Annotated in this window: 13 protein-coding genes and 1 pseudogene; 3 read left to right on the top strand and 11 right to left on the bottom strand. The window is 52.1% G+C overall.

The window, feature by feature from the left end; translation table 11 throughout:
• Nucleotides 1-5: 5 nt before the first annotated feature.
• The 6 genes from JIN85_RS17375 to JIN85_RS17350 all read right to left on the bottom strand — a co-directional run bounded on the left by JIN85_RS17375 (nucleotide 6) and on the right by JIN85_RS17350 (nucleotide 12836).
• Nucleotides 6-1448 (bottom strand): MotA/TolQ/ExbB proton channel family protein, encoded by a 1443-nt coding sequence (locus JIN85_RS17375; protein ID WP_200273182.1) that lies wholly within the window; start codon nucleotides 1446-1448, stop codon nucleotides 6-8.
• Nucleotides 1445-2224: a DUF3450 family protein gene (locus JIN85_RS17370; protein WP_200273180.1), complete on the bottom strand. Its 780-nt coding sequence runs from the start codon at nucleotides 2222-2224 to the stop codon at nucleotides 1445-1447. The genes JIN85_RS17375 and JIN85_RS17370 overlap by 4 nt, the downstream gene beginning before the upstream one ends.
• 96 nt (nucleotides 2225-2320) lie before the next feature.
• A complete protein-coding gene (locus tag JIN85_RS17365) occupies nucleotides 2321-4039 on the bottom strand; it encodes a hypothetical protein (RefSeq protein WP_200273178.1) in 1719 nt (572 codons plus the stop codon).
• 50 nt (nucleotides 4040-4089) lie between these two features.
• On the bottom strand, nucleotides 4090-7377 hold the full coding sequence (locus JIN85_RS17360; protein WP_200273176.1) for an outer membrane beta-barrel protein: 3288 nt from the start codon (nucleotides 7375-7377) through the stop codon (nucleotides 4090-4092).
• A gap of 126 nt (nucleotides 7378-7503) precedes the next feature.
• Nucleotides 7504-12015: a glycoside hydrolase family 76 protein gene (locus tag JIN85_RS17355; protein ID WP_200273174.1), complete on the bottom strand. Its 4512-nt coding sequence runs from the start codon at nucleotides 12013-12015 to the stop codon at nucleotides 7504-7506.
• Nucleotides 12016-12164: 149 nt separating this feature from the next.
• Nucleotides 12165-12836 carry an LURP-one-related family protein gene (locus JIN85_RS17350; RefSeq protein ID WP_200273172.1) on the bottom strand — a complete coding sequence of 224 codons (672 nt, stop codon included), beginning with the start codon at nucleotides 12834-12836 and terminating at the stop codon, nucleotides 12165-12167.
• 126 nt (nucleotides 12837-12962) lie between these two features.
• Here JIN85_RS17350 and mpl point away from each other — a divergent pair, with 126 nt between their 5' ends.
• The 3 genes from mpl to JIN85_RS17335 all read left to right on the top strand — a co-directional run bounded on the left by mpl (nucleotide 12963) and on the right by JIN85_RS17335 (nucleotide 17054).
• Nucleotides 12963-14348 carry a UDP-N-acetylmuramate:L-alanyl-gamma-D-glutamyl-meso-diaminopimelate ligase gene (gene mpl / locus JIN85_RS17345; RefSeq protein WP_200273169.1) on the top strand — a complete coding sequence of 462 codons (1386 nt, stop codon included), beginning with the start codon at nucleotides 12963-12965 and terminating at the stop codon, nucleotides 14346-14348.
• 545 nt (nucleotides 14349-14893) lie between these two features.
• Nucleotides 14894-15829: a hypothetical protein gene (locus JIN85_RS17340; protein WP_200273166.1), complete on the top strand. Its 936-nt coding sequence runs from the start codon at nucleotides 14894-14896 to the stop codon at nucleotides 15827-15829.
• Entirely contained in the window at nucleotides 15813-17054 is a 1242-nt protein-coding gene (locus JIN85_RS17335; RefSeq protein ID WP_200273164.1) for a hypothetical protein, read from the top strand. Before JIN85_RS17340 ends, JIN85_RS17335 begins: the two co-directional genes overlap by 17 nt.
• Before the next feature lie 191 nt (nucleotides 17055-17245).
• Here the strand turns inward: JIN85_RS17335 and JIN85_RS17330 are convergent, their stop codons facing one another.
• The 5 genes and pseudogenes from JIN85_RS17330 to JIN85_RS17310 form a co-directional block, all read right to left on the bottom strand.
• Entirely contained in the window at nucleotides 17246-18103 is an 858-nt protein-coding gene (locus JIN85_RS17330) for a hypothetical protein (RefSeq protein ID WP_200273162.1), read from the bottom strand.
• Between the two features lie 28 nt (nucleotides 18104-18131).
• Nucleotides 18132-18974 (bottom strand): hypothetical protein, encoded by an 843-nt coding sequence (locus JIN85_RS17325; protein ID WP_200273160.1) that lies wholly within the window; start codon nucleotides 18972-18974, stop codon nucleotides 18132-18134.
• 339 nt (nucleotides 18975-19313) lie between these two features.
• On the bottom strand, nucleotides 19314-20060 hold the full coding sequence (locus tag JIN85_RS17320) for a tetratricopeptide repeat protein (protein ID WP_200273158.1): 747 nt from the start codon (nucleotides 20058-20060) through the stop codon (nucleotides 19314-19316).
• On the bottom strand, nucleotides 20057-21829 hold the full coding sequence (locus JIN85_RS17315) for a BatD family protein (protein ID WP_200273156.1): 1773 nt from the start codon (nucleotides 21827-21829) through the stop codon (nucleotides 20057-20059). The genes JIN85_RS17320 and JIN85_RS17315 overlap by 4 nt, the downstream gene beginning before the upstream one ends.
• A gap of 6 nt (nucleotides 21830-21835) precedes the next feature.
• A pseudogene (locus JIN85_RS17310) lies at nucleotides 21836-22428 on the bottom strand (hypothetical protein); the annotation flags it as partial.

The raw sequence follows: 22428 nt of genomic DNA, 5'->3' as shown, positions 1-22428 counted from the left end.
TCCGGTTAGACCAAGGTTGGGGACAACTCGACATCGTCGTCACCCTCTTCAGGTTCCTCCGATTTCTTTTTCTCAGATGGCTTCTCGGTGGTGCCGTTGACCAACGTGATTCCAACTCCTTCCACATCGGAAAACTTGCCTTTCACGTAGCTCTTCAACATGCCGTGAATCACCAGCACCGGGATCGCAACCACCAGTCCTTCTGCGGTGGTGATGAGCGCTTCCGAAATTCCGGATGAGAAACTCTTGGCATTTCCTGTTCCGTAAAGCGCCATGGCCTTGAACGTTTTGATAATCCCGAGCACGGTGCCGAGCAGTCCCATCAAAGGAGCGGCTGCAGCGGTAAGCGCCAAGAAGGGCAGGAAGCGCTCCAGGATGGGTTTGATGGTCACCAGCTTTTCAAAAAGCGCTTCTTCCAGAACCCGACGCTTCTCGTGGAAACGTTCCACGCCTGCGACCACCAGCTCGCCGCATTGCCCGGGGATCGCGGATGCTTTTTGCAGCGCTTGGGCCTGATTACCGGAAAGCAGATCGTCCAGAATCGCATTCATCATCGAGCGCGATGGAACGTGGAAACGGGAGACCTCGTAGATCTTGAACAAGGCGATCAGTAGCGAGATCGAGCCCAAAACGAGGATGGCATGTCCGACGACGCCACCTTTTTCAATCGTCTCCATCAACGACTCGTCTGCGGCTGCGACTTCGATCGCTTTCCCCATGGAACCGTCCAGGGGCAAGGTTCCCGAACCTTTTGCCAACGCATCACGAATCATTCCATCGGATCCTTCAACGCCTACGACGGTAGGCAGAGCTGTTCCGGTTTCCGCAAAGGTGGCTACTCCTTCGAATTCCTTATCTTTGCTGGCGAAGAAAACCGAGGGACCTACAACCAGAAGCTTGCCTTCGACCGCTTCACTGCCATTTCGGAGCGCCTTGCCATCGAATTCATAGCCACCGGTGAGAGATCCGATGCGATCGATTCCGATTTCCAAAACCTTAGCCCGCTCGGCGAGTTCTTCCTCAGGACTATCTAACAAAGATGCGGCCTTTTGATCGAGCGCTTCGATTTCCGAAACATAGCTCTGGTTTTCCGCTGGGTGCAGACGGGTGACCAAAGCCTTGGAGTATTGATTCAGAATCCCTGAGGCATAGTTGAAATCCGTTTTTCGCGCTTCGACCTCGCGTTCAAGACTACGAATCTTTGAGGTCCGCTGCTCCTCTTCACGATCCAAGGTCCGCAGTTCCTTTCCGAGGGACAATGCCTCATCATCCAATCGGTTGATGTCACGGTAGAGCGAACGGCGCAGATCCGAATATTCGCGCTGAGTATCACCAAGCTCCTGCACGGACTTTTGTAAATCCGTGCGCGCCTGATCGATCGGACTCTGGGCAAAAACCGATGTGGAACAAACACCAAGCAGTGCTGTTAGAAAATAACGGGAGATCATGGTTTGGAAAATGGGAGGTTCACAAATGCGGCATCCTGGTCACCGGTGGTTGAAGCAACGAGCTGCTGAATGTCGGCAGCCAATTCCTTGTGTTCTTCAAACTTCCACCCATCGGAAGTCGGGCGACCCACCAGGGCAAAGCTGCCATCGTCGTTGACCGCGTAAGCCTGGGCGAGGCCGAAATAAATCACCTGCATGTTAAACTCCCTGCCCTGCGTGTCTTGATGAAGCTCTGCACGCAAATGGACCGCTTGCTGGAATTTCTCTGCTTCGGTGAGAAGGTTGATGACGTTGAGCAGGCGCTTTGAAACGTTTTCGCCACGTTTGTCAGCAGGTAGTGCGTAATCACGCTGAAAATCCTCGATTCCTTGGGCAACCTTCGGTTCCTCAAGAAGAGGCTTCGGGAAAGTCCTCAGCTTCGGCGCCAGCTTCTCTTCCAGGCCGCGGACGATTGTCGCCAAATCATCCTTCGCCTTGGCATAACGATCGCGCTCCTTGCTCTTATCGAGTGACTCCTGATCCGCACCGTCTTTACGGGTTTTCGCGGCAGCAATCTGCTCTTTCAGGTCCGTGATTTCTTTTTCAAGTCCTTCACGGTAATTCTGCAGCACCTCCTGATCGCGCCCCCAGTCGTTCTCTTCGGTTTGAATTTTCTGCATGGTCTCCACCCACTCGTGAACCGTGGTACGGAGTTCCTCTGTGGGTGTGACCTTCACCTCCTGTGCAACACAGGAAGCAACGAAAAACAGGCTGAACAATGGGACGTGAAATCGCATGGATTGCGGGGTTGGAAACCGCCGAAATAGAAAAGGGGCCGCCGACTTTTGCCGACGACCCCGATGTGACAATTTCGTCAGTTAGAGTTTGCTCGATTACTCAGCACCACCGACCTGGATGCGGTAGAACTGCTTGGCAGCATCCTTTGGAAGGGTGAGTTCCAGATCTCCTGCTGGCGTGAATTCCTCGAGATCACTGGACTTGTAGACCGGAAGCGTAAGGTTCACCTCAGAACCGGAAGCCTCGATGATCATTTGATTTCCAGTGGCGAGTTCCTGAATCGAATCCGTGGTGTAGAATCCCTGACCGGAAAGGAACGATGAAACCATCGCGGTTTGAGAAACATTTTTGTCAAATCCGTAGGCGGAGAGCTGGTCTTCCAAGAAGTCACTCATGCCATCGCTATCGGTATCCACAAATTCCGGAATTTCCGTGTCTGATGGGACGTCGGCAAGATCACCGAGGTATCCATTCTGGGAAAGGTAGGTCCAGCCATCGAGCCAGTTATCGGAACCGAAAGCACCACGATAATTGACGGTATCAAAGAAACCGGAGGGAGCACTGGCAGGGAAATCTGCCAGAGCCGAGCTATACAATGGGCTCGAAGCATTTGGACGAGGATCAAGACCGCCATCCGGGATGCGGCTGATTCCACCCAGGTCGGGATCGGTTCCTACAGCGCTGTTGCCGGAGCCAGCAGGATCTAATGAGCCAGTGCCACCGATGTTCGGCACAATTCCAGAACCATTACCGAAGACTCCCCAAGTGTTGTTATTGAAAGTCGGTTTTGGACTTTGAACACCGTCAGACTGGGTTGTAAGTGCTGCACCGTTAAAGTCGTGAACCAGCGAGTTTGCCAAAGTTCCAGCGAAGTTGTCGCTTAGATTGATACCATCGTCAACGCTACCCGTGGTGGTAGCTCCCGTGCCGATGAGAGTCATGTTATAAATCGTCGCCGTGGTGTATGGAGTTCCGGTAACGGTATCACCCTTACCACCATCCCACTCACCACCGAAGTCGCCAAGAAGTGGGTCTGCATTTTGAATTCCAAACCAAAATTGGTGATAACCCTGCTGGCCCTGATCAATATCGAAGCACTCGTCCTGACAGAATGCCACTGCGATGTGTTTCGTGTTAACCGTGCCGCCAAAGAATTCAACTCCGTCATCCGAGTTGGAAACGATCTCAACATAGTCGATCGTGGTGCCATTGCCGACACCACCCAAAGTCAAACCGTTGATTTCCTCATCCGGTTGGAATTCAAAGCCACCGAAGCGGATCGAAACGTAGCGCAGGATACCACTGTTGTCCGTTGGATCACTACCACCGAAGCTGGTTGAAGAAGTGTCACCATTGGTAGGGAACCCTTCGATCACCGCTTCACCGGTATTAACAGAGCCGACATAGTTGTTGATCGGCGCATTGCCCAATAGAATAACGCCACCCCAGAAAGAAGCATCACCAAAAGCTGGATCAGGTTTAACTTCCGGATCACCGTCAATTCCATCACGCTCGGCTCGTGCAGTGAAAACAATCGGAGCTTCCTTGGTTCCATCCGCAACCAGTTTGGAACCGCGGGTGGCAATTAATGAGCCGAATGTCTCATTGGTGGTATTCTCTTCACCAAGGATGAGGGTTCCCGGCTCGATGGTGAGAGTGGCTCCATTGGTAATAAAGATCGGCTTATCGAGCAGATAAGTATTACTAGCCGTCCAAGTTGTATTAACGGTGATATCTGATGTCACCGATACGTCCGCAGCCATCAACGATGCCGGAGCGAGACCGAAGAGGATGCATAATGCTTTTCTTTTCATTGGTTAATTATGGTGGTTGGTCTTTGGGAAAGAGAAGAGTTGGCCTACCATCAGAACTGGTATTCGAATTCAAGACCGTAAGTCCTGCCTCTGCGGTAAGAGCTGTAAACCAGATCAGTCCCGTCAAAGGTCTGCCTATCAGTCGAATTCAGGATATTCCCGAAGTTTAATTTGACGATTCCGACACTTTCACCAATGGCGATTCGTTTCTGCAAAATCAAATCAAGCTGATGATACGTATCACGTCGAACAGGAGGTTCATCGGCCCCAAGTGGGACGGCGGTGAGGTATGAACCCGTTAGATTATAGTTAAGAGTTGCAGACATCCCCAAGTCGACATCATCCCAGCCGAACGCAAGGTTAAAAATATGGTTCGGCTGACCGTCGAATGTCGTCCGAATCGTTTGAGATCCGAGCACCGTCTGCTGATCGAATTCCAACAGCGATTTGATGTAGGTGTAGTTCGAGGTAATCGTCCAGTGCTCCAAAAAGCGCTTCTGCATCTCCAGTTCGATTCCTTGAATCGTTCCGGTATTACCGTTGATGAATGTCCGGTCACCGTATCGATAGGCTTGAGCAATCGGAGAATCCAAGTTTTTATGGAATAGACTGACACCCAGTGAAGTCTCGCCATCAGGTCTCCAATCCAACCGGAGATCGTAGTTATCGATCAGAGTATCAGTCAGATCAGGATTACCTTGAAAAGTATCACCGGATGCCTGATCCACAGTTCGGATGGGGGCGAATTCAAAAAAGGTGGGGCGGGCGACGGTGCGCGACCACGCAAAGGTTCCAGTGAACTGATCCTTCAAACCAAAATCCCGCTGAAGCGTAATTCCTGGCAGGAAATAATCGTTGCTGACTGTTGTCTTAGGCACCACTGATCCTGCTGGATTCAAACCTGCCAATACTTCGTACGAGCGGGCTTCCGCTTCATAACGGACACCCCCGGTTAAAATCCACCTGCCTAGTTCGAGATTCCCCTGTAAGTAAGCAGCTTCCAAAGAGGTATCCGCATCAACATTTCGGACAGTGTTGCCGGTTGTTGTATTTTCGGTGATATAAATACCGTCTGACAAATTATTATTGGCGTGACCATTGAAAATGGGATCTCCATTAGGATCGACCGTACCATTGATCATATCCAAATAATCCTGACCATACTGCCCTCCATCAGCGTTCGCCAACTCTTCATTTAAAGCCTGCCCGATGGTATAGGTAAACAAACGACCGCGAGATTCACGATTACGATCAAACAAGTTACCACCTAGCTTTAGCTTGAAGAAATCGTCATTTTCTGACCAAACCGGAACAGTGAGATCCAATCGACTATTCGCCGAGTCCTCACGGGTGCTGAGCATCTCACGATAAGTTTTATTCAGAGCCGGGTTGATACTATAAATATCCGATAATGTATAAACCTCTCCTAATGAAGGATCATAAACCGCACCATCAATATTTTGAATCCTTGGATCGGTGAAATCCAATTGAGAGAAGAACACAGTCCGAGTGGATGGCCTCTCCTCAACTGCTCGACTGCGAGAGTACAACCAATCGAGTTCAATCGGCATTTCCTCATTGCCGATCTCGTGATGCCCGCTTCCTTGAATCAAAGTCAAAGTCCTCCGGAGAGGAATTGTGCTATCCAACGCCTGATAAGTTGCAGCAGTAGCTCCGTAAGGAGTGGATTGGAGGGCTTGACCATTGATACTCCCTGGCCCGGCAAACTCCTGGAACTGTCCACTACCCGAAGTGTCGTCATGGATTTTACGTGCCTGAATCACCTCATCTTCAGCCCGGTGATTTTGAAAAGCCGTGAAGTTAATACTATGCCGTTTTCCTGCACGCAGTCCGATCGATCCTAATATTCCATACCCAGCATATGCCGTATATCGATCCTCCTCCTGAGTACGGTTAAGGTAATCGTCACCGGTTCCTGAAAGTCCATCATCCCCAGGATTCAGGCTCCGCCCAACTGTGACACCTCTAATGGCCTCATCACCATTTGAAGATGTTCCGGCGAGGACAACACCAAGCTCTAAATTATTACCAAGATCAAATGTGTTTCCGAGAGTGACACCAAACGACTCCGGCACGTGTGAATCGCGTTTCTCTGGGCGCAATGCAGAGCTCAGGTGCAGCGCGGTGGCTTGTTCGATCGCCTTCTGGGCGGTGGCATTGGTCTCGGATGGAGGACGACCACTCGTTACGCCGGGAGTGAATTGTTTGCTGGCCAAACTTGGCACGGCAGACGGCAGACTATCATCGGTTAATCCGAACAGCCCGAGATCGTCGCCGCTGCCGTAAAAGTCACCCTTGAGTTGCGAATTAAATTTTTGCCCGTATTCAAACTCCACAATCGGATGATCCGGAAATTGCAGCGTCTTGATGAAAACCGTTCCGCCAGCGAACTCCGCCGGAAATTCCGGGCTAAAGGTTTTATAAATCGAAATCGATTCCAGCAAATCACTCGGGAACAAGTCGAGCTGCACCGCTTTCTTCGATGGATCTGCCGAGGAAATCAAAGCGCCGTTGACCAGCGTATTGGAATAGCGGTCCCCCAGACCACGAACTACGGCGTATTTGCCGCCTACGATGTTGGCTCCGCTGATTTTGGAAACCGCATCGCCCGCATCGCTGATTCCCGATTTGGTGAAGTCATCCTTGCTGACTCCCGAGGCAATGCTGGTGGTTGAGGCCAAGTCCAGATCCAGCGCACCTGCGGCATCGTCCTCGCGGTACTCGCCGACCACCGTCTCTTCCTCCAGCATGTATTCCTGCACGGCATCGCCGATCGGCTTAATACGCATGCCGAATCGCGCTTCTGCAGTTTGACCCTCAAGTGTCGTAACTGTTGCAGAAGCGACGAAATATCCGAGCTGTGACGCCTCTAAATTATAAGTTCCGGGAGCGAAACCTTCTAGCTTGAAGCGGCCTTTCGCATCGGACACGGCAGTCCGTCCGGTGCCGATGACATCGATGATCACCCCTTCCAGGGGATCCAAGGTGGTCGCATCCGAAACCTCGCCTGCAATAATACTATTTCCGACTGCGTTCTCGATTCCAGGCAAGGCACCTCCATTGTTTTCCAATGGGGGTGCCACGGTTTCTACGTTATCGGGCGGTGCTAGAACTCCCGGATTCTCAACATTCTCGGCTTCATTCTGAGCTAAAAGAAATGGCAGATCCGGTTCCTCAGCCGTAGGCGCACCTGCCAGGCTCGGTGGGAGCAAAAGGGTGCAGATCCAAAATCCTGCAACCAGTCGATGGCTAACTGGAGGTACGATTTCACTTGGAGGTGAATCGTGATTGATCGGGCATTTATCGCGGCGGGCCATGGCGTGCTGAGTCCCGCGTGGTGGATTTCCCACACAGGACCCATGCGTCGTATGCGCCGCCACTGCCCATCAGAAGTGGTGCTTGGTGACGAAATTGTGACGTTACGGATTCGTCACACCACCGACTTACGGCTGGCTAACTTGGATGCGGTAATACTTCGAACGATCATTACCCGAAGTCACGGATTCGCGAAGTTGGCGCATGTCAAATCCGGCAGTGATTCCCATCGAATCGTCAGTGAGCGGCGACCAGTGGATGAGGTCAGTCGAGCCTTCCAGCTGAATCATGACGTCCGGCCGATCAGTCGGGCGATAGTAGGTGACGACTGCCTCATCGCCGATGACTTCGAAATGCGGTAGCTCGGCCGCACCCGATTCCGCCATTGATGGGTCCATGCCGAATGCATACTCCATCAAATCCGAATAACCATCCCCATCCGAATCCGCAGCTGGAGAGGTGCCACGGCTGATCGATGCTTTCGATTGCCAGATCCTGAAAGGAGTTTCCAAGCGATCACTGAGATACGTCGTCAGCGCGCCAAGCTCCACATCACTGAGCACTCGATCATAAATCATCGCTTCAGAGATCGCCCCATACAGGAAATTCGAATTGGCAAACGCTCCGATCTGGAATGAGGAAATGGTATTATCCAATGCCATGGTCCCTGTGGCAGCCAGCACCCCATTTACGTATAACTTCGCGGTATTACGGGAAGACTCGTAGGTTGCCATCAACACCGTATCCGCATTGGGAGCCAAAGCAGCTGTCGCATTCACCCGCTGTCCCGCATGATAAAATGATGGCACAAGTGCAGGAACATACAAAGCATGGTCTCCAGAGCTGTTGTTGGAAATATCACTCGAGATCAGGTTATTATTGAAGGCCGCGCTCGTCGCCTTGAAGCGGACGACTTTCGTGTAACTGCCAGTTGGCATGCCGGAACTTGCCCCGAGAAAATCGCTTCCATCGAAGGTTATTCCAGGCGCGGTTCCGAAGACTCCTTCGGAAAAGTGAGGCTGGTAATAACCCTGAACTTGGGTGGCGTTGTGGCCATTACCACTCTGATCCAACCATTGGGAAACCGCACCATTCGCATCGCGGACAACACCGGCATCTGCTCGGAACCAGGCGGTCAACCCACTCCCCACCCCGCCCGGAGTGGCGTCTGAGCCAGCAAGTGCAGCAACAGAGGCTGAACCGCTTTCACCTTCCGCATCCAGAGCAACCACCGAAAGCCGATAGGCTCCAGGCGCGGCGGCGGTCCAAGTGGTATTCAGACTGCTGCCTGCAGTTTCGAACTGCGGCACACCGTTCGCATAGAAAATCATTTTCACCGCCTCGCCGCCAGTTCCTGCCGAAGCGGTGGCCTCGATGGTAATCGGAGTTCCAACCCCGGTTTCCATGGTGGTCGCTGGAGTGACAAAAGTGACCAGCGGCCCCGGCGAAGTGACCGGTTCTGAAAAGGCCAGCATTCCCAAGCCCATTCCGTTGGTGATCCATTCGCCCTCACCAAGATGGCCTCGATACCCGAGCACCGCGCTGCTATCCGCAGGTTGATCCAACTCAAGAATGAGCGTATTCCCGGAAACCGTACGATCCACGATTTTACCTGGCGACCCAACCAGCGTGAAATCGATCAATGCACCTAGCGGGCAATCTATCGTCGCCTCTGGATCGCGCATTTCGATGCGAATCAACTTCCGAGACGCATCGGCAAACTCAACTTTTGCCGGATTCAACGGATCCAAATTCGGCTCATCCGCCGCACCGTAAAGATCGCGCGCCAGCTGGTGGTAGTGCTGCAAACCAATTTGCTCGTAACCGCCGATGAAATTGTAGTGACACCCATCATGAGCGGAAAGTCCATTCCCGGTGGTCACTGAGGTGTTTGGATACACATCGCCAAGGGTTCGCTGCAGTTGCCTTAATGAAACATCTCCTACCGTGACTCCGCAGCCCGGACGGACCTGAACTTGATAGATATGTTCCAAGGCTGGATAATCGACTTTCCAGTCATCCCACAACCCTTGCCAACCCTCGGCATAGGATGCGGCATCGTCATTCTGTGCTTCTCCCTGGTAGTAGAACATCGCCCGCGCCTTGGCGGCAACGCCGGCCTGAATTGCACGGAAACGCAATCTGTTGTAAGTCCGGGTCTGGCCGGAGTCATCCAGCGCATCCGGGTTGGCATCATCCTTCTGCAGCTGAGCCATGCTGTATCCACCACGAGCCCCATTCATCAAGGCAACCGGGATTCCATAATCATCGAAAATCTTCCGCCCGACCACTATCGCCCACTGGCCGACGGCCCCGGGATCGACATAATAACTTCCAGCGCCGTCACCTTCCGCCGGCACCCAGAACGTATTGTTGCGGGTTGCGGTTCCCGAATCCGCGTTTTGACCAAAGGTCCGGACGAACGGGCTGTAGTAGGCCTCCGAGCTTTGATTGTTCGCCGTAAACGAGCGACCGGCCTCCATGTTCGACTGCCCGTAAAACATCAGCACATCGCCCGCGACTACCTCGGTGGCCCGATGGATCAGCGTTTCGCCGGAAGCATTGCTGGTGCTAAGTTCAAATGTGTAATTCGCAGCTTCAGCTGGGATGGTCGGTGAAAAGGAAAATGGCGCACCGCCTTCGGCTGGATAGAAAAGCATCTGTTGCAACGTGGAGGTCAACTCGCCATCACGATAGATGCGCAGGATTGCCTTACTCGAGCCAGTGGCATCGACGGTTCCGGAAACCGGCACCGTCGCCTGGTTGGTGAGAACATCACGCGGATACAGGGATCGATTTTTTGGAAACTCTGCCAAGGTGACCCGTGCAACTTTCGGCCGGACCAAAATGAGCATCTTCCTCGCAGTGTAGCCACCTGCGTTTGCGGCAAAGGTCCAATCCGGATGCCCCGTGCTCTGGCTGCCGATTCCAAGGTCGTCATTTTGACCACCCGCGCCCCAATGGTTGTAGGCAAATACCGTTTGGCGAGCGAAGGCATTGTGAACCTGGAACGAACCATAACCGCTGCCGGTATTTCCATTCGTATCTCCCCAATCATAGGACGAGCCGCTCGCGGCATAAATGCCAGCGCCATTTCCCATGTCATAATTGCTAGGCCACATCTCGATGTTTCCGCCTTCCATGAAGTCCCCGGTCACCACACCGGCGACATTCGACAGCACATTGAGATTGCGGACCGGTTGCTGAAAAAGCACCGGATTGTTGATGTTATGCGGCAGACCAAGCTTCACCGGATCTTCTGTGAACGCATCCATCGAGGCGTAAACCCATTGAGACACGCCCTCGCTCGTTGTCAGTTCCAGGTAGTATGCGACGCGATCGAAATCTGAAACGCTGGCGCTGTTATCCACTGAATAAGGAACCGGGGTAGAACCTACGTATGCCCCATCTGTTGGCAAATTCAGCGAATATAAGATCTGATAGTTATCGGCTGATGCCTCTGGCACGTTGGCATCCAAACTGAGTCGGCTCGGATCTTCCGCAGGCACGACCTGTAAAGCCGTGGCCGAACCATAGCACTCAAACGCCGCCAAAACTCCCGATGGTGTGGAGTTTCTCCAGTCACTCCAGGAAAGGTTATCGGAACGTCGAATGTTCCAGGCGGCATCGGCATTGGCCTTCAGCCATGGATAAAACTCAGACCATAAGCCCTGGTCGTGCACGAACTTCGTGATCCAGCGAATCCCGACTCCGTTAAAACCCGAGCCATCACCGCCACCGGTTCCATGATTCGGAAAAATCCCATTCGCATCGCACAAATGATCACGCATGAACCGCGTCGCCTTGAGCGCATCATTCAAATACGTTTGATCGCCCGTCAGCTTGTAGAGGTAGTTCGACGCTCCGACGTAGGTGCCTTGATTGTAGCTAAAAAGCCAGCCGACTACCTCACCACTCAGGTTCATGTGATCATTCACAGCACCTTCGCTCGTCACCAGATTCGCATTCATCCACGCCATCAACATCTTCGCCTTGTCGAGGTAGGATTCATCGCCTGTGATCTCGTAAAGCAGGCATGCGACGATTGCCGCCGGGCAGTTATCACATGCGTTCTTTGACTGATTGTCGGTGCGCCACCACATTCCGCCGCCCAGATCATCTGACCACCCGCGTTGCCAGACTTTGTCGAAATTCGAAATCACCTGCTGCTTGTAGGACGTGTTCCCGGATGCCAGGTAGGCTTTGGAGAAAACGATGCACGCCCACATGATGTCGTCGTTGTATTCGTTCCACGACCAATCCGTGCCGTGGTAACTGTTGAAGCCCGCGCAAAGCCCGCTCAGCAGGTTTTTCTGCGCGGTGCTCCCGGTCCGATCGTAGGCATCGGACACCATTTCCATCATATTGGCCTGCCCCCAGAACCAGGCATGGCCACCATCCGTGTTTTCTTTGAAATAGCCGTTGCGCGTGCTCCCCCCGAGAAAGGCGGAAACGTAAGCATTGTATATGGTGTCCGCATCCCCCGCTTCGAACGCGGACGCGTGGGGAACCATCGCGGCCATCAATGCCCATGGGGCGACACGCCGCATGCAGCGGTCTAACGCACGGCGGAATAGGGCTTTCGGAGGTTGTAGAAGTGAAAACGGCGCTGCTGGGACATCCCGGGGAAAGAATTTCATTTCAGTTTGGACAACCTACGCAGGTTGCCCCGGCGGCTTAGCAAAATCCATACCTGACTCGCCCACCAAGTGAATGTTTCCCCGCTCAATAACGCGACGTTTTCGCCTCTAACACATGCCATTCTGGCACAACGATCGCTGCAACTCGCTTAGCCACGCTTTCTTTCCAAAAGCACCAGCATCAAAAATGAGAGAAACAGATTCAGTTCTTCACGTGGCGGAAGTTCCGCAAGTTTTTCGATTTTGAATCGCCCTTCCCAAAATGCGGGACGCTTGGTCAGGCGCATCGCCGGAGTTCCATCGGTTTTGGCAGCCAGATAGCTCGGGTGGAAAAAATAACCGGAGAGCATGCCGACAATCGGGATTTCTCCGAGCAAACCATCCGCCACCTTGGACCACGGATTTTCCTCCTGGATGGCAAAATCCGGCTGATTGTCCCCCGGATTGAAGCTTTCATAGTGCGCCTTCCAGATTGATCGCCAGCCACGCCGACCGACGCTGCCGATTTCTCCCCCATGCGCATCGGTAAAGCGATAGCGCGCCGACCAATCGATCACCTTGTTCGCCTTGATTTCAGCGAGCAGCGTCGTCTTCGACTTGTCGGTGAAAATCTCCACATGTTCGCGGAACTTGAACATTTTCTGCTTGGTGAAAAGCACGGTCCTGCCCGACGCGTCCGTCACGGTCGCCTGACTGGCGAGCGCGAGAATTTTAAAGGAAAGGGTCAAGGGATAGGTGATGCCTTCGAGCTGACGCGCGATGTCATCTTTTTGCACCTCTGCCGCGGCAAATGGTGTGGTGTACGGGTTTTCATTCGTCATCACCGCAGGCTAGGCACATCGCGCAGGGTTCAACGATCGAAATCTGACCTGTATCGGTGCATTGACGGAGGTTGATTTGCTGCCAGCATCGCGGTCCACCACCTGTCTTCCGCGTCCGTCCGATCCATGTCCGAAAAATCCCGTTTCCACTTCACCGGCATCTGTGGCACCGCCATGGGAGCCGTCGCCTCCGCCATGAAACAACGTGGCTTCACCGTCACCGGCTCGGACGCCAACGTTTACCCGCCCATGTCGGATTTCCTGCGCGGGCAAGGCATTGAAATCACGGAAGGTTACCGCGAAGAAAACATCCCGGCGGACACCGATGTCGTCATCATCGGCAACGCCATTTCACGCGGAAATCCGGAAGCCGAAGCCGCGCTCGACCGCAAACTGCTCTACCATTCCCTGCCGGAGGTGATGAAAGAATTCTTCCTGCGCGGCAAACGCAACCTGGTCGTCACCGGAACCCACGGCAAGACCACGACTTCGTCGATGCTCGCCTGGTTATTGCAACAAGCGGGCAAAAATCCTGGCTACATGATCGGCGGCCTGCCGAAAAATCTCGGTCGCGGCGCGGTGTTCACCGATTCGGAATTCAACGTTCTGGAAGGCGACGAATACGACACCGCCTTTTTCGACAAGCGTTCGAAATTTCTCCACTACCTGCCGGACTGCGTGATCATCAACAACATCGAGTTCGATCACGCCGACATCTACAACCATCTCGACGAGATCAAGCTCACCTTCCGCCGTCTTCTGAACATCGTCCCGCGCAGCGGCTGCGCCTTCGTCAATGCGGACGATACCAATTCACTCGATGTCGCCAAAGGCGCACCCGCCCCTGTCATCACCATCGGTTTCGCGGAAAAGGCGGATCGCCGGATTGAAAACGTCAGCTACGGCGAAACCGGCAGCTCATTCACTCTGTGCGGCGAATCCTATTTCGTCCCGATGACCGGCGAGTTCAACGTTCGCAACGCCGCCATGGCCGCGTCCGCCGCAGGCTTTGCCGGTCTGACGGCGGAAGAAATCCGTGCCGGTCTCGCTTCGTTTGAAGGCATTGCCCGGCGCCAGGAATTGCGCGGCGAGGTCAATGGGATCAAAGTCATCGACGACTTCGCCCACCATCCGACGGCAATCCGTCTGGCGATCGACAGCCTGCGCCAACGCCACCCCGGCGGACGGCTGTGGGTATTGTTCGAGCCTCGCTCCAACACCACGCGCCGCGCGGTATTCCAAACCGAGCTCGCCGAATCACTGGCGGCCGCTGATTTCGCCGTCGTAGCCGCCATTCCCGACCTCCACAAGATTCCGGAAAACGATCGGCTTGATCCGGTCAAACTCGCCGCCGATGTCGAACGCCTCGGTGGCCACTGTGCCTATTTGCCGGATGTGGAAACCATCGTCGGCCACGTCGCCATCACCGCACAAGCTGGCGATGTCATCGCCGTCCTAAGCAACGGCGGCTTCGGCGGCATCCACGAAAAGCTGCTCAGCGCCTTGTCGTGAGCCGCCTTGGAAAAATATGTAGTGGCCCATATCGCATTCGATTCTGCCTCCGTTGTATCGCATAGCGTTCATAGCATGACGGGATAGGAATGTTACGTACGACTCCTTGATGAGGTCCGATCTCAGATCGGTCGCGTAGAGTGCCCTCTCAAACCGAGTGCATTCCACCAAACGGCGTTTGCGAAACCAAAAGCATCCCAACTCACCAACACCCATTTAAATGGTGACAAGTCCACCTTACCTTCATAAAGACGGAGAAATCCTTCTTTATGGAAAGAATAATGAACAAGCGGAACCTTGGTTTGATTCTGGGGGGGCTTGCTGTCGTGATTGTTGGGGTCTGTGTTTGCCTATTTCATGACGAACGAAGTTCCATGGGAGAGGCAGTGTCCCCCTCGGCCTCCTCTTCGAAAAACTCGCCGCGCGAATCCTCGCGGGCAACTGCAAGACCTTCCAAGGGCGAGAGGAGCAAATGGATGGACCCAGATCTCACTCCCGAACTCGCAAAGACGAGAATTGAGGAGCATTTTGCGAAAACACCAGATTTGGTAGAACGCAGCGGGCTTGCCTGTTTATTACTCATCCAGTTGTGCGAGAATGGCTTCTCCGACGAAGCATTTCAGCTCTTGGACCAAAACTATGGAACGGTGCGAAGTGACGAGCTGACGACGCTTTTTATTTACGCCAATCTATCCAATGCCGACCTGCTCGCTCGCATCAATGAGGTTGATACCTATCAAGGCGATAAGTACACTGCGTTGGAGGGGTATTTGCACCGATTCAAACGAAATGAGCTGGCAGATATTGTTTCCGATCCGGACTTCCAGGAAATGTTTTCGCGTGGGACTAAGCTGAGTTCATACTCATTGAGTTTAATTCTGTCGAATGCTTTGCATCTGCCCTCCCTCAAGCAGGGGGGCGCAAACGAGACACAGTTTGTAGAAACCTCGAAAGAGCTGATCGAAAAGGGATTTCTCAAGCCTGCCGATTTGCTTGCTAGCACTGGCGATTATCTTAGCGATTACCCCATTGAGCGCTGGGAGTTGATTCAAAAAGCAATCCCCTCGGGATCGCTGATCATTGACGACGACGAAGGAGATAACTTAGGGGAGACCTTGATTACGCAAATGGTAGCGAGTGACGGCCCCAAGGCGCTTAGCAACTTGCTCAGTATTGCAGATTATCGGAGTGTAGATTATGCGATCGCGCAATGGACCAAGAGCGATCCTACCGGAGCAAGCGAATGGTATGAAAGCAACGCGGGCCAGCTTACCCTTAATCAGAACAATGCCGTAAGTTCGGCATTTGCTTCCACTGCTCTACGCTCGGCTGAATTTGATGTGGCGAGAGCTTGGGCCGAGAAAATTCAGGATCCTGAATCCAAGGATGATCTGCTGAGAAAAATTGCCGTGGCAGAACAAAACAAGCTCGCCGATGGGGCTGCAATGGGAAAGGGGAAGCAGGATGAAACCGGGAAGTAAGGTATACCTAGGAATTAACAAGCGCTTGTTCGCTGGAGTTATGACTATTGCGATTGCAGCGGCCGCCTTGGTTTTCACAAGGGTGACCCAACCCAGCAAGCATGCGACTCCCGATAAGGAAGTAGTTATCCAAAAAACAGCCCGCCCAAGGAATCCTCACGAATCCTCGCAAACCTTCACAGTCGTAAAAGCCAAAGGCAAAAAGAACGATTCGAAGCTCACCCCCGAACTCGCCAAATCCAGGCTCGCCAAATTTAGTTCAAAGGAGCCCAATCTGCTGAAACGATCTGAGTTTGCGAGTCACTTGATTCAGGAGTTGTGTCAGAACGGCTTTTCAGAGGAGGCATTCCAGCTACTTGATCCGAATCATGGAACAATGAGAAGCAATCAGATTGAGGCCCTCTTCACATTCGCCGATCTCCCCAATGATCAACTAATTCGACGCATCGATGAGATATCTGTCTACAAAGAGGATAAGGTGGGGGCCCTGAGAGGATATATAGGGAGACTTAAGTTGAATAACTTGGTCGAGTCTGTCTCAGACCCCCAGTTCCAAGCGGCTCTTTCGAGAGGTCCCTCGCTCAGTCCAGCCATATTGAGCGATAACTTGGCGGTGGCCTTGCGTTCCATGTTTGCAGCATCAAAAGTTGCGGGTGCTGCAACCGATCCGCAGCTTTTGAAAGCGTCGAAGGAATTGGTCAATCAGGGATATCTCCAGCCTTCCGATTTCGTGAAAGTGGCATCCGAAGGGCCTCCCGGCAATGAATTCGAACGCTGGGAAGAAATTCAAGAAGTGATACCGCCCGGGACGTTGATAAGCGGCAGTACAGCCTCTTCACTGAACCCGGGGCAATCCTTGGTATCCCGAATGGTAATGAGTGACGGACCCCGAGCCTTGAGCAATCTTCTAAGCGTCGGAGATTATAAAGCTGTCGATCACGCCATCATGCAGTGGACTTATAGCGATCCGAGCGGAGCCACCAATTGGTATCAGGGCAATTCAGGACAGCTTACCCCCACTCAGAACAACGTGGTCAGTTCGGCGTTCGCCTCCACTGCCTTGAAATCATATGAGTTTGAAGTAGCGAGGGCTTGGGCCGAACGCGTGCAAGATCCCAAATCCAAGGAAGACCTGCTAATGAAGATTTCGGAGAAGGAGGCAAAGGAACTGGCTGCACGCGCCGAAAGGGGAAAAAAAATCATGCAGGAGAAGGCGAATCAATGAACGTGATTTTGAATTTTTAGGGGCTCTTATTGAGCGTCTCCCATACCACGGAAACCAGCTCTGAGATGCAACGCCCTGGGCTTTGAATTCGGCGGTGCAGCGTCGCCGTTATTTGGATTTCCTAGGAGAGGATTAAGGTAACCACTGGTCCAGAAGTCTAGCTCAACTTAATTACACCTTCTTCGATATTATTATTTGTTTTCATTTCTAATTTTCTGTAATTCATCACTAATTTTTTTTACTAATTGTCCATTTTTGAGCAAGAGTTCGTGAAGAGCCGCAAGTTCAGGTGGTTGATTCTCATCAAAATAATTTCCTGCAAAATCCCTAGTTATGAGAGAACTCGAATAGTTCCTGATGGCATTCTGAATTTCCACAGGAATGACGGCTGATTCATCTTCAGTTAAATCGAGGTCAGTTATTTGATCATCTTTTTTGGATATAACATTCTCGATAATTTCATAAGGCGGCATAACCGGAAGATCCATATCATCTTTACCCCATTCCATATCTGAATAAAGCTTTAATTTTTCACGATATGCACCACTATCCAGAGCATGCTCAGCCCAAATTTTAGAAGTAGGATCTTGCCATGCTTCGTAAAGCTCCTGATAAATAATCTTATTCCTCGCTTTAATAATCAGCGGTTTATTTGCCTCAAAACCGCGGCTTCTACCCCACCAAGTTCTTATTTTACTACTTAGATCTCCGGTTCTGATAATTGTATCAGACAAATTGGCATTCCTATATGCGAGTGCAAGGTCGGCACGCTCTTCCAAAACGTTTTTTAGTTCGCCTCTCCACTTATTCTCTGCTTCTTCTGTGGCTATCATAGCGCTTCTAAGACGCTGCTCTAATTCTTCACAATTTGATTTATTGGTCTTTATGTTACTTTTTTTACTATAATTTTTTGATATCCCAGTCGTTGGAGATTTATATTTATGATCGACGTATTTCATGCTCATTACCGCATAAAGTATTACAATCACGAACGCCGTTACTGCTGCAATTAAATATCTATTTTTAAAACTTTTTGGGAAATTTTTCATTCGGACTTCAACTCCGTTAAATTCAATATTAATTCACTTCTTCTGATTCAGCTTTAGCTTTAGCCCTATCAAAAAATAATTTAGAGTATTTTTCTCGGGCTTTAATCTGACTCTCAGTTCCATGAATTCTAATATAAGATTCCAACTCAACAATATCCAGCACGTTAGCAATAGCATCAGAAATATAACTATCTACAAATGGATGAGTTCTAGATAGCAACTCTGAATATCCTTCTACCGGAGACAGGTGATTCGTTTCTTCAAAAACTTGATCGCTAACTATCTTTTGAAATTTATCAGATAGAGCTGCAGAGGTTGCCCAATTGCCTAATATAACTTGTAATTTCTCTCTCGATAAACTAGAGAGTGATGGATATCTCTCTTTAAATGACCCTTTATCTATATCCTCAACAGTAGCAGCTGTAAGATATTCCTCAATTTTAATTAAATTTTTCCCTTCCTCAGAATTTGAGTTAAACTTCATTTCAAGAAAATATGCTCTTAGTCTAGAAGATGCCATTATCCACTGCTCCTGACTCTCAAGTCTACCTAACACAAACTTCCATTCTTCTGAGGAATTGCTTAATTCACCAGACATACGATGCCACTCAGATTCATCTGACTGCTCTTCTTTTGTTTCCGGCAGATGGGGGGTCCTATCTGTTTCTGTAGTAAGTCGTTCGGCGGATGAATGGCCTACCCTCAATTCGTGGTTGCTATCTTTCGATTTGTCGGCACCAGCTTTTTCATTTGATTGATGCTTTTCACTACATGATAGTGCAATCAAACTAATAGCACCTGCTTGCAGGCCTCTTGCACTGAGTGTCCGAACATACTTTCTGAAAAGCCCAATACTTAGCGCTCTCTTCATGTTTGAATCCTTGTCTACTATCGAAACCAATTACGATTTGAGCTTCTACTCGCGTGAGTCTACTTTTGACAAGTTTATCTGCTGTCCAATTCTTGAAAATACGAAGGATGGGTGATGCAGTCGCGCAACTACTCTGGATTCATTCAGGAGTGTTCTAATTGAATCCAAAGGCTCGTCAGACAGCGCTCTAGCTTACGGGATCAGTGAGTCTGACAGATGTTTTCTGATATTGTATGCTGTGGTGCTGACCAACTCGAAGACCGGCAGGTGGTTGGCGTGGTGACACTTCCACGCCTTTTCAATCTCGCCCGAAGGAATTGAGATCACAGCCTTGCCGATTCAATTTTCCCGAGGAATGACCGGGGCGATCTCCTGATTGGCCACCCAGCCTTGGAGTGAGCCTTGATCGACGGAAACCCAGTAGTATCCGTGGCTTTGCTTGCCGAGGGCGACTTCGCGGCCTTCGGCAATGGTGCCGCGATCACCTGCGGTTTCGAACGGTGAAATTCTGACGGTAGCGGGTTTCGCCAGAACGATGGCGCGGGTGGATTCACCGGTTTTCGCTTTCAGACCGGGGATGGCGATGCCGAGCATCGCTAAATCCAACACCGCGAGTGCGGCCAAGCCGATGCGGCGATTTCCCGGCAGGAAAATCCACCCCATGGCAAGGAGTGGCAGGATGATCCCGGCGATGAGTACCAGCTCTGACCAGCGCCGCGCGGAATATCTTGTTAGAACGGTTTGCCAGCCTTTTGGATTTTCCTCGGGAAATACGGCGGCTTGTTTTTGGGCGAGTTCCAGGTTGGCCAATAAATCGGGATCGCGCGGGCTCAAAACCAGCGCCCGTTCAAAGGCAAGAATGGCACGACCATTATCACCGGCTTTGAAATAAGCGCTGCCCAAATTCTTTAACACGGAAGCACGAGGTCCATCGGATTTCAGAATTCCTTCATAGGCTTGTGCCGCCTCTGCGAAACGGCCGGCTTCGTAGTCCGCATTCGCTTTCTTGAATGCATCGACCGTGCCGGCGTGTGCCAAAACACCCATCGCCAAAAGACCCAATACCATCCGAGTTAAACTTTTCATACCGCCAGTTCCTTTCGTGTTCCCGCAAGGCGTTCCAGACAGGTGCCGAGCTTCTCATTCCATGCTTTCAGATTCTCCACCGACACTTTTTCTGCCGAGAAATCCACGCGATCCGCTTCTACTAGTATCTCAGTAATCGTCTCATCTTCATGTTCGCCGAGATCCGCCAGGGTGATTGCTTCGGGGCGCAGGCCATCGCGCTGGGCGATGCAAAGTCTCACCGCCATTTTCGCTGCGGCAAAAAATGCCACGGCATCGCCATTCGCTGCGGCGAGTGCTGCTTTTTCACGGGCTTCCTGGGTCGCTGCCAGATTGGCCCGCGCCGCTTCCTTGACTGGATCTGAACCGCGTTCTTTCCAAATGCCAAAACCGATGATGGCGAGACTGAGAAAACCGCAACTGCCGAGGACGGGGGTGAACCAGATCGAATCCGAAAGCGGGTGGTAGCTTTGCACCGCACCCAACTCGGTCGCAAGTGGGGCAATCTGGGGAGTTTTAGGTTTTGGCGGTTCCTGCTGGGGAGTAGCGGCGACTTCGGGAGTCTGCACTTTTTTTCCGCTGATCGCGATCTTCCGTGTATCGGATTTTACGATGCGGTATTCTCCCTTCTCCGGATCGAAATAGCTGAAGCGGAGACCCACCTCCGGCTCGCCCGGCTTGAGTGGCACGGCGTTGTAGTGGAATGACTTCGATCCTCCAAATGACGCGACGTCCTCAGGGACAAAATCTTCCGTGCCTTCGTAGGTTTTCCAATCGTCCACAGGGAAGGGGTGAGGCGCGGAAAGAAGCGCAAAGTTGCCCGAGCCTTTCACCACCGCCTCGACCTGAAACGGCTCGCCGGTGTGCAAGGAATTGGGAATCTGAAAAGACTTCATCTCGAACTGCCCGATCGCGCCGGTGAAATCATCCGGCCTTCCTTCTAGTGGAAGTTCCTTCACTTCGAGTAGCGGAGCTTCCTTGGTCGTCAGCTCGATATCCTTTTGCACCATCGGCGCAAAGAACCCGCCGAAGAAAGGGTCACGGCCACCTGAACCGGCAGCGGATTCATCCCGCATGGTCACCGTGCCAGTGATGACAAAACTCGCCGGATACTTGCCCGCTTTGGTCGCGGAAAGCCCCCCAAACCAAGTGACGACCATGTAGCGCCGACCGTTCACGATCTCGGAACTCTGGTCGGGTTCCTTGGTCAGGTGATGCAGGGTAAATGCCGATCCTTCCGGGTGTGGAGCGCTTGAGAGGGTGACCTGGGTGTTCGCGGGGAAGTAGGCGCGGATCTTAACCGGGGCAATCTCACCGGGATAAACGTATTTCCTGTCGCTTTCCATCATTTGGAAGCTGAGGTGCCCGTATTTACCGGGTTCCTCCGGCGCTTGATCATCTGCCATTCCCTCAGGCGCCTTGTCCGCATTCGGCCCGACTTTCAAGCTCAGCGGCTGGGTGGTATAGTCTCTGCCAGCCACCCGCACGGTGATCGCGGGAATTTCATAATCTCCGGTCTGATTCGATCCCACCACATACGTATAGGTGATCGAGCGGGTCACGTCGCCATTGATGATTTGCATCTGCTGGGAGGTGCCGTGTGGATTCACGATGAGATTTTCAACCTGGGGAATCGCGGGTTGGCTCTCCGGCGCTCCGCCTTCTACGTTCAAGGTCAGGAGAACGCCCTGACCGGCTGGAACGGTGTTTTTGGATAGGCTCGCGCTGACCTGCGTCGCATGGAGGGCGACGGCAAACAGGAGCCAAATGATGGAAATGATTTTCTTCATGAGGGGCTACCAGGTTTTTCCTTTGGTGCTGTTGTTTGCGGCTTTTCCTTTTTGCTCTTCAAGGGGAACGGGAATGACCACGCGTTCATCGCCACCGAGCGTATCGAGCAATCGCATGGCTTCTTCGCGGGACATTTCGCCCTGCTTGCGCTCGCCAGCTGCCGCGGCTTGTGCTCCGCCTTTTTGAGGATCTCCAGCAGGTTTCGCCGCGGACTGGCCAGTCTGACCTTGCTCCTGTTGGCCCTTGTCTTGAGATTTCATGTCCTCCTGCCCTTTCATGGCATCGGGCTTCTTCTCAGGTTTTTGGTCGTCGGGTTTCGGCGTTTCCTTGTCTTTGCCTTTATCGTCTCCAGCGGGCTTCTGGTCGGCAGGCTCGTCCTTTTTCTTTGAATCCTCGTCACCTTGTTGTCCCTGCTTCGGTTTCTGATCCTTGCCAGGTTCATCAGGCTTCGGCTTGCCGTTGTCATCGCCGTCCTTGGGTTGGCCGTCTTTGGAATCGCCCTGTTTCTGGTCTTTCTGGTCTTTCTGGTCTTTCTGGTCTTTCTGGTCTTTCTGGTCTTTCTGGTCTTTCTGGTCTTTCTGGTCTTTCTGGTCTTTCT

This window comes from Luteolibacter pohnpeiensis, assembly GCF_016595435.1.
In the GTDB taxonomy this organism is placed as follows: domain Bacteria; phylum Verrucomicrobiota; class Verrucomicrobiia; order Verrucomicrobiales; family Akkermansiaceae; genus Luteolibacter; species Luteolibacter pohnpeiensis.
Note: the sequence above shows the minus strand (reverse complement) of the source record. Positions and strands in the feature narration are given on the sequence as shown.

Excerpts from the sequence above, each read along its gene's own strand:
- JIN85_RS17325 (WP_200273160.1), bottom strand. The coding sequence starts at position 18,974 with ATGAAGAGAGCGCTAAGTATTGGGCTTTTCAGAAAGTATGTTCGGACA.
- JIN85_RS17315 (WP_200273156.1), bottom strand. The coding sequence starts at position 21,829 with ATGAAGAAAATCATTTCCATCATTTGGCTCCTGTTTGCCGTCGCCCTC.
- mpl (WP_200273169.1), top strand. The coding sequence starts at position 12,963 with ATGTCCGAAAAATCCCGTTTCCACTTCACCGGCATCTGTGGCACCGCC.
- JIN85_RS17365 (WP_200273178.1), bottom strand. The coding sequence starts at position 4,039 with ATGAAAAGAAAAGCATTATGCATCCTCTTCGGTCTCGCTCCGGCATCG.
- JIN85_RS17320 (WP_200273158.1), bottom strand. The coding sequence starts at position 20,060 with ATGAAAAGTTTAACTCGGATGGTATTGGGTCTTTTGGCGATGGGTGTT.
- JIN85_RS17370 (WP_200273180.1), bottom strand. The coding sequence starts at position 2,224 with ATGCGATTTCACGTCCCATTGTTCAGCCTGTTTTTCGTTGCTTCCTGT.
- JIN85_RS17335 (WP_200273164.1), top strand. The coding sequence starts at position 15,813 with ATGAAACCGGGAAGTAAGGTATACCTAGGAATTAACAAGCGCTTGTTC.
- JIN85_RS17355 (WP_200273174.1), bottom strand. The coding sequence starts at position 12,015 with ATGAAATTCTTTCCCCGGGATGTCCCAGCAGCGCCGTTTTCACTTCTA.
- JIN85_RS17350 (WP_200273172.1), bottom strand. The coding sequence starts at position 12,836 with ATGACGAATGAAAACCCGTACACCACACCATTTGCCGCGGCAGAGGTG.
- JIN85_RS17360 (WP_200273176.1), bottom strand. The coding sequence starts at position 7,377 with ATGGCCCGCCGCGATAAATGCCCGATCAATCACGATTCACCTCCAAGT.
- JIN85_RS17330 (WP_200273162.1), bottom strand. The coding sequence starts at position 18,103 with ATGAAAAATTTCCCAAAAAGTTTTAAAAATAGATATTTAATTGCAGCA.
- JIN85_RS17375 (WP_200273182.1), bottom strand. The coding sequence starts at position 1,448 with ATGATCTCCCGTTATTTTCTAACAGCACTGCTTGGTGTTTGTTCCACA.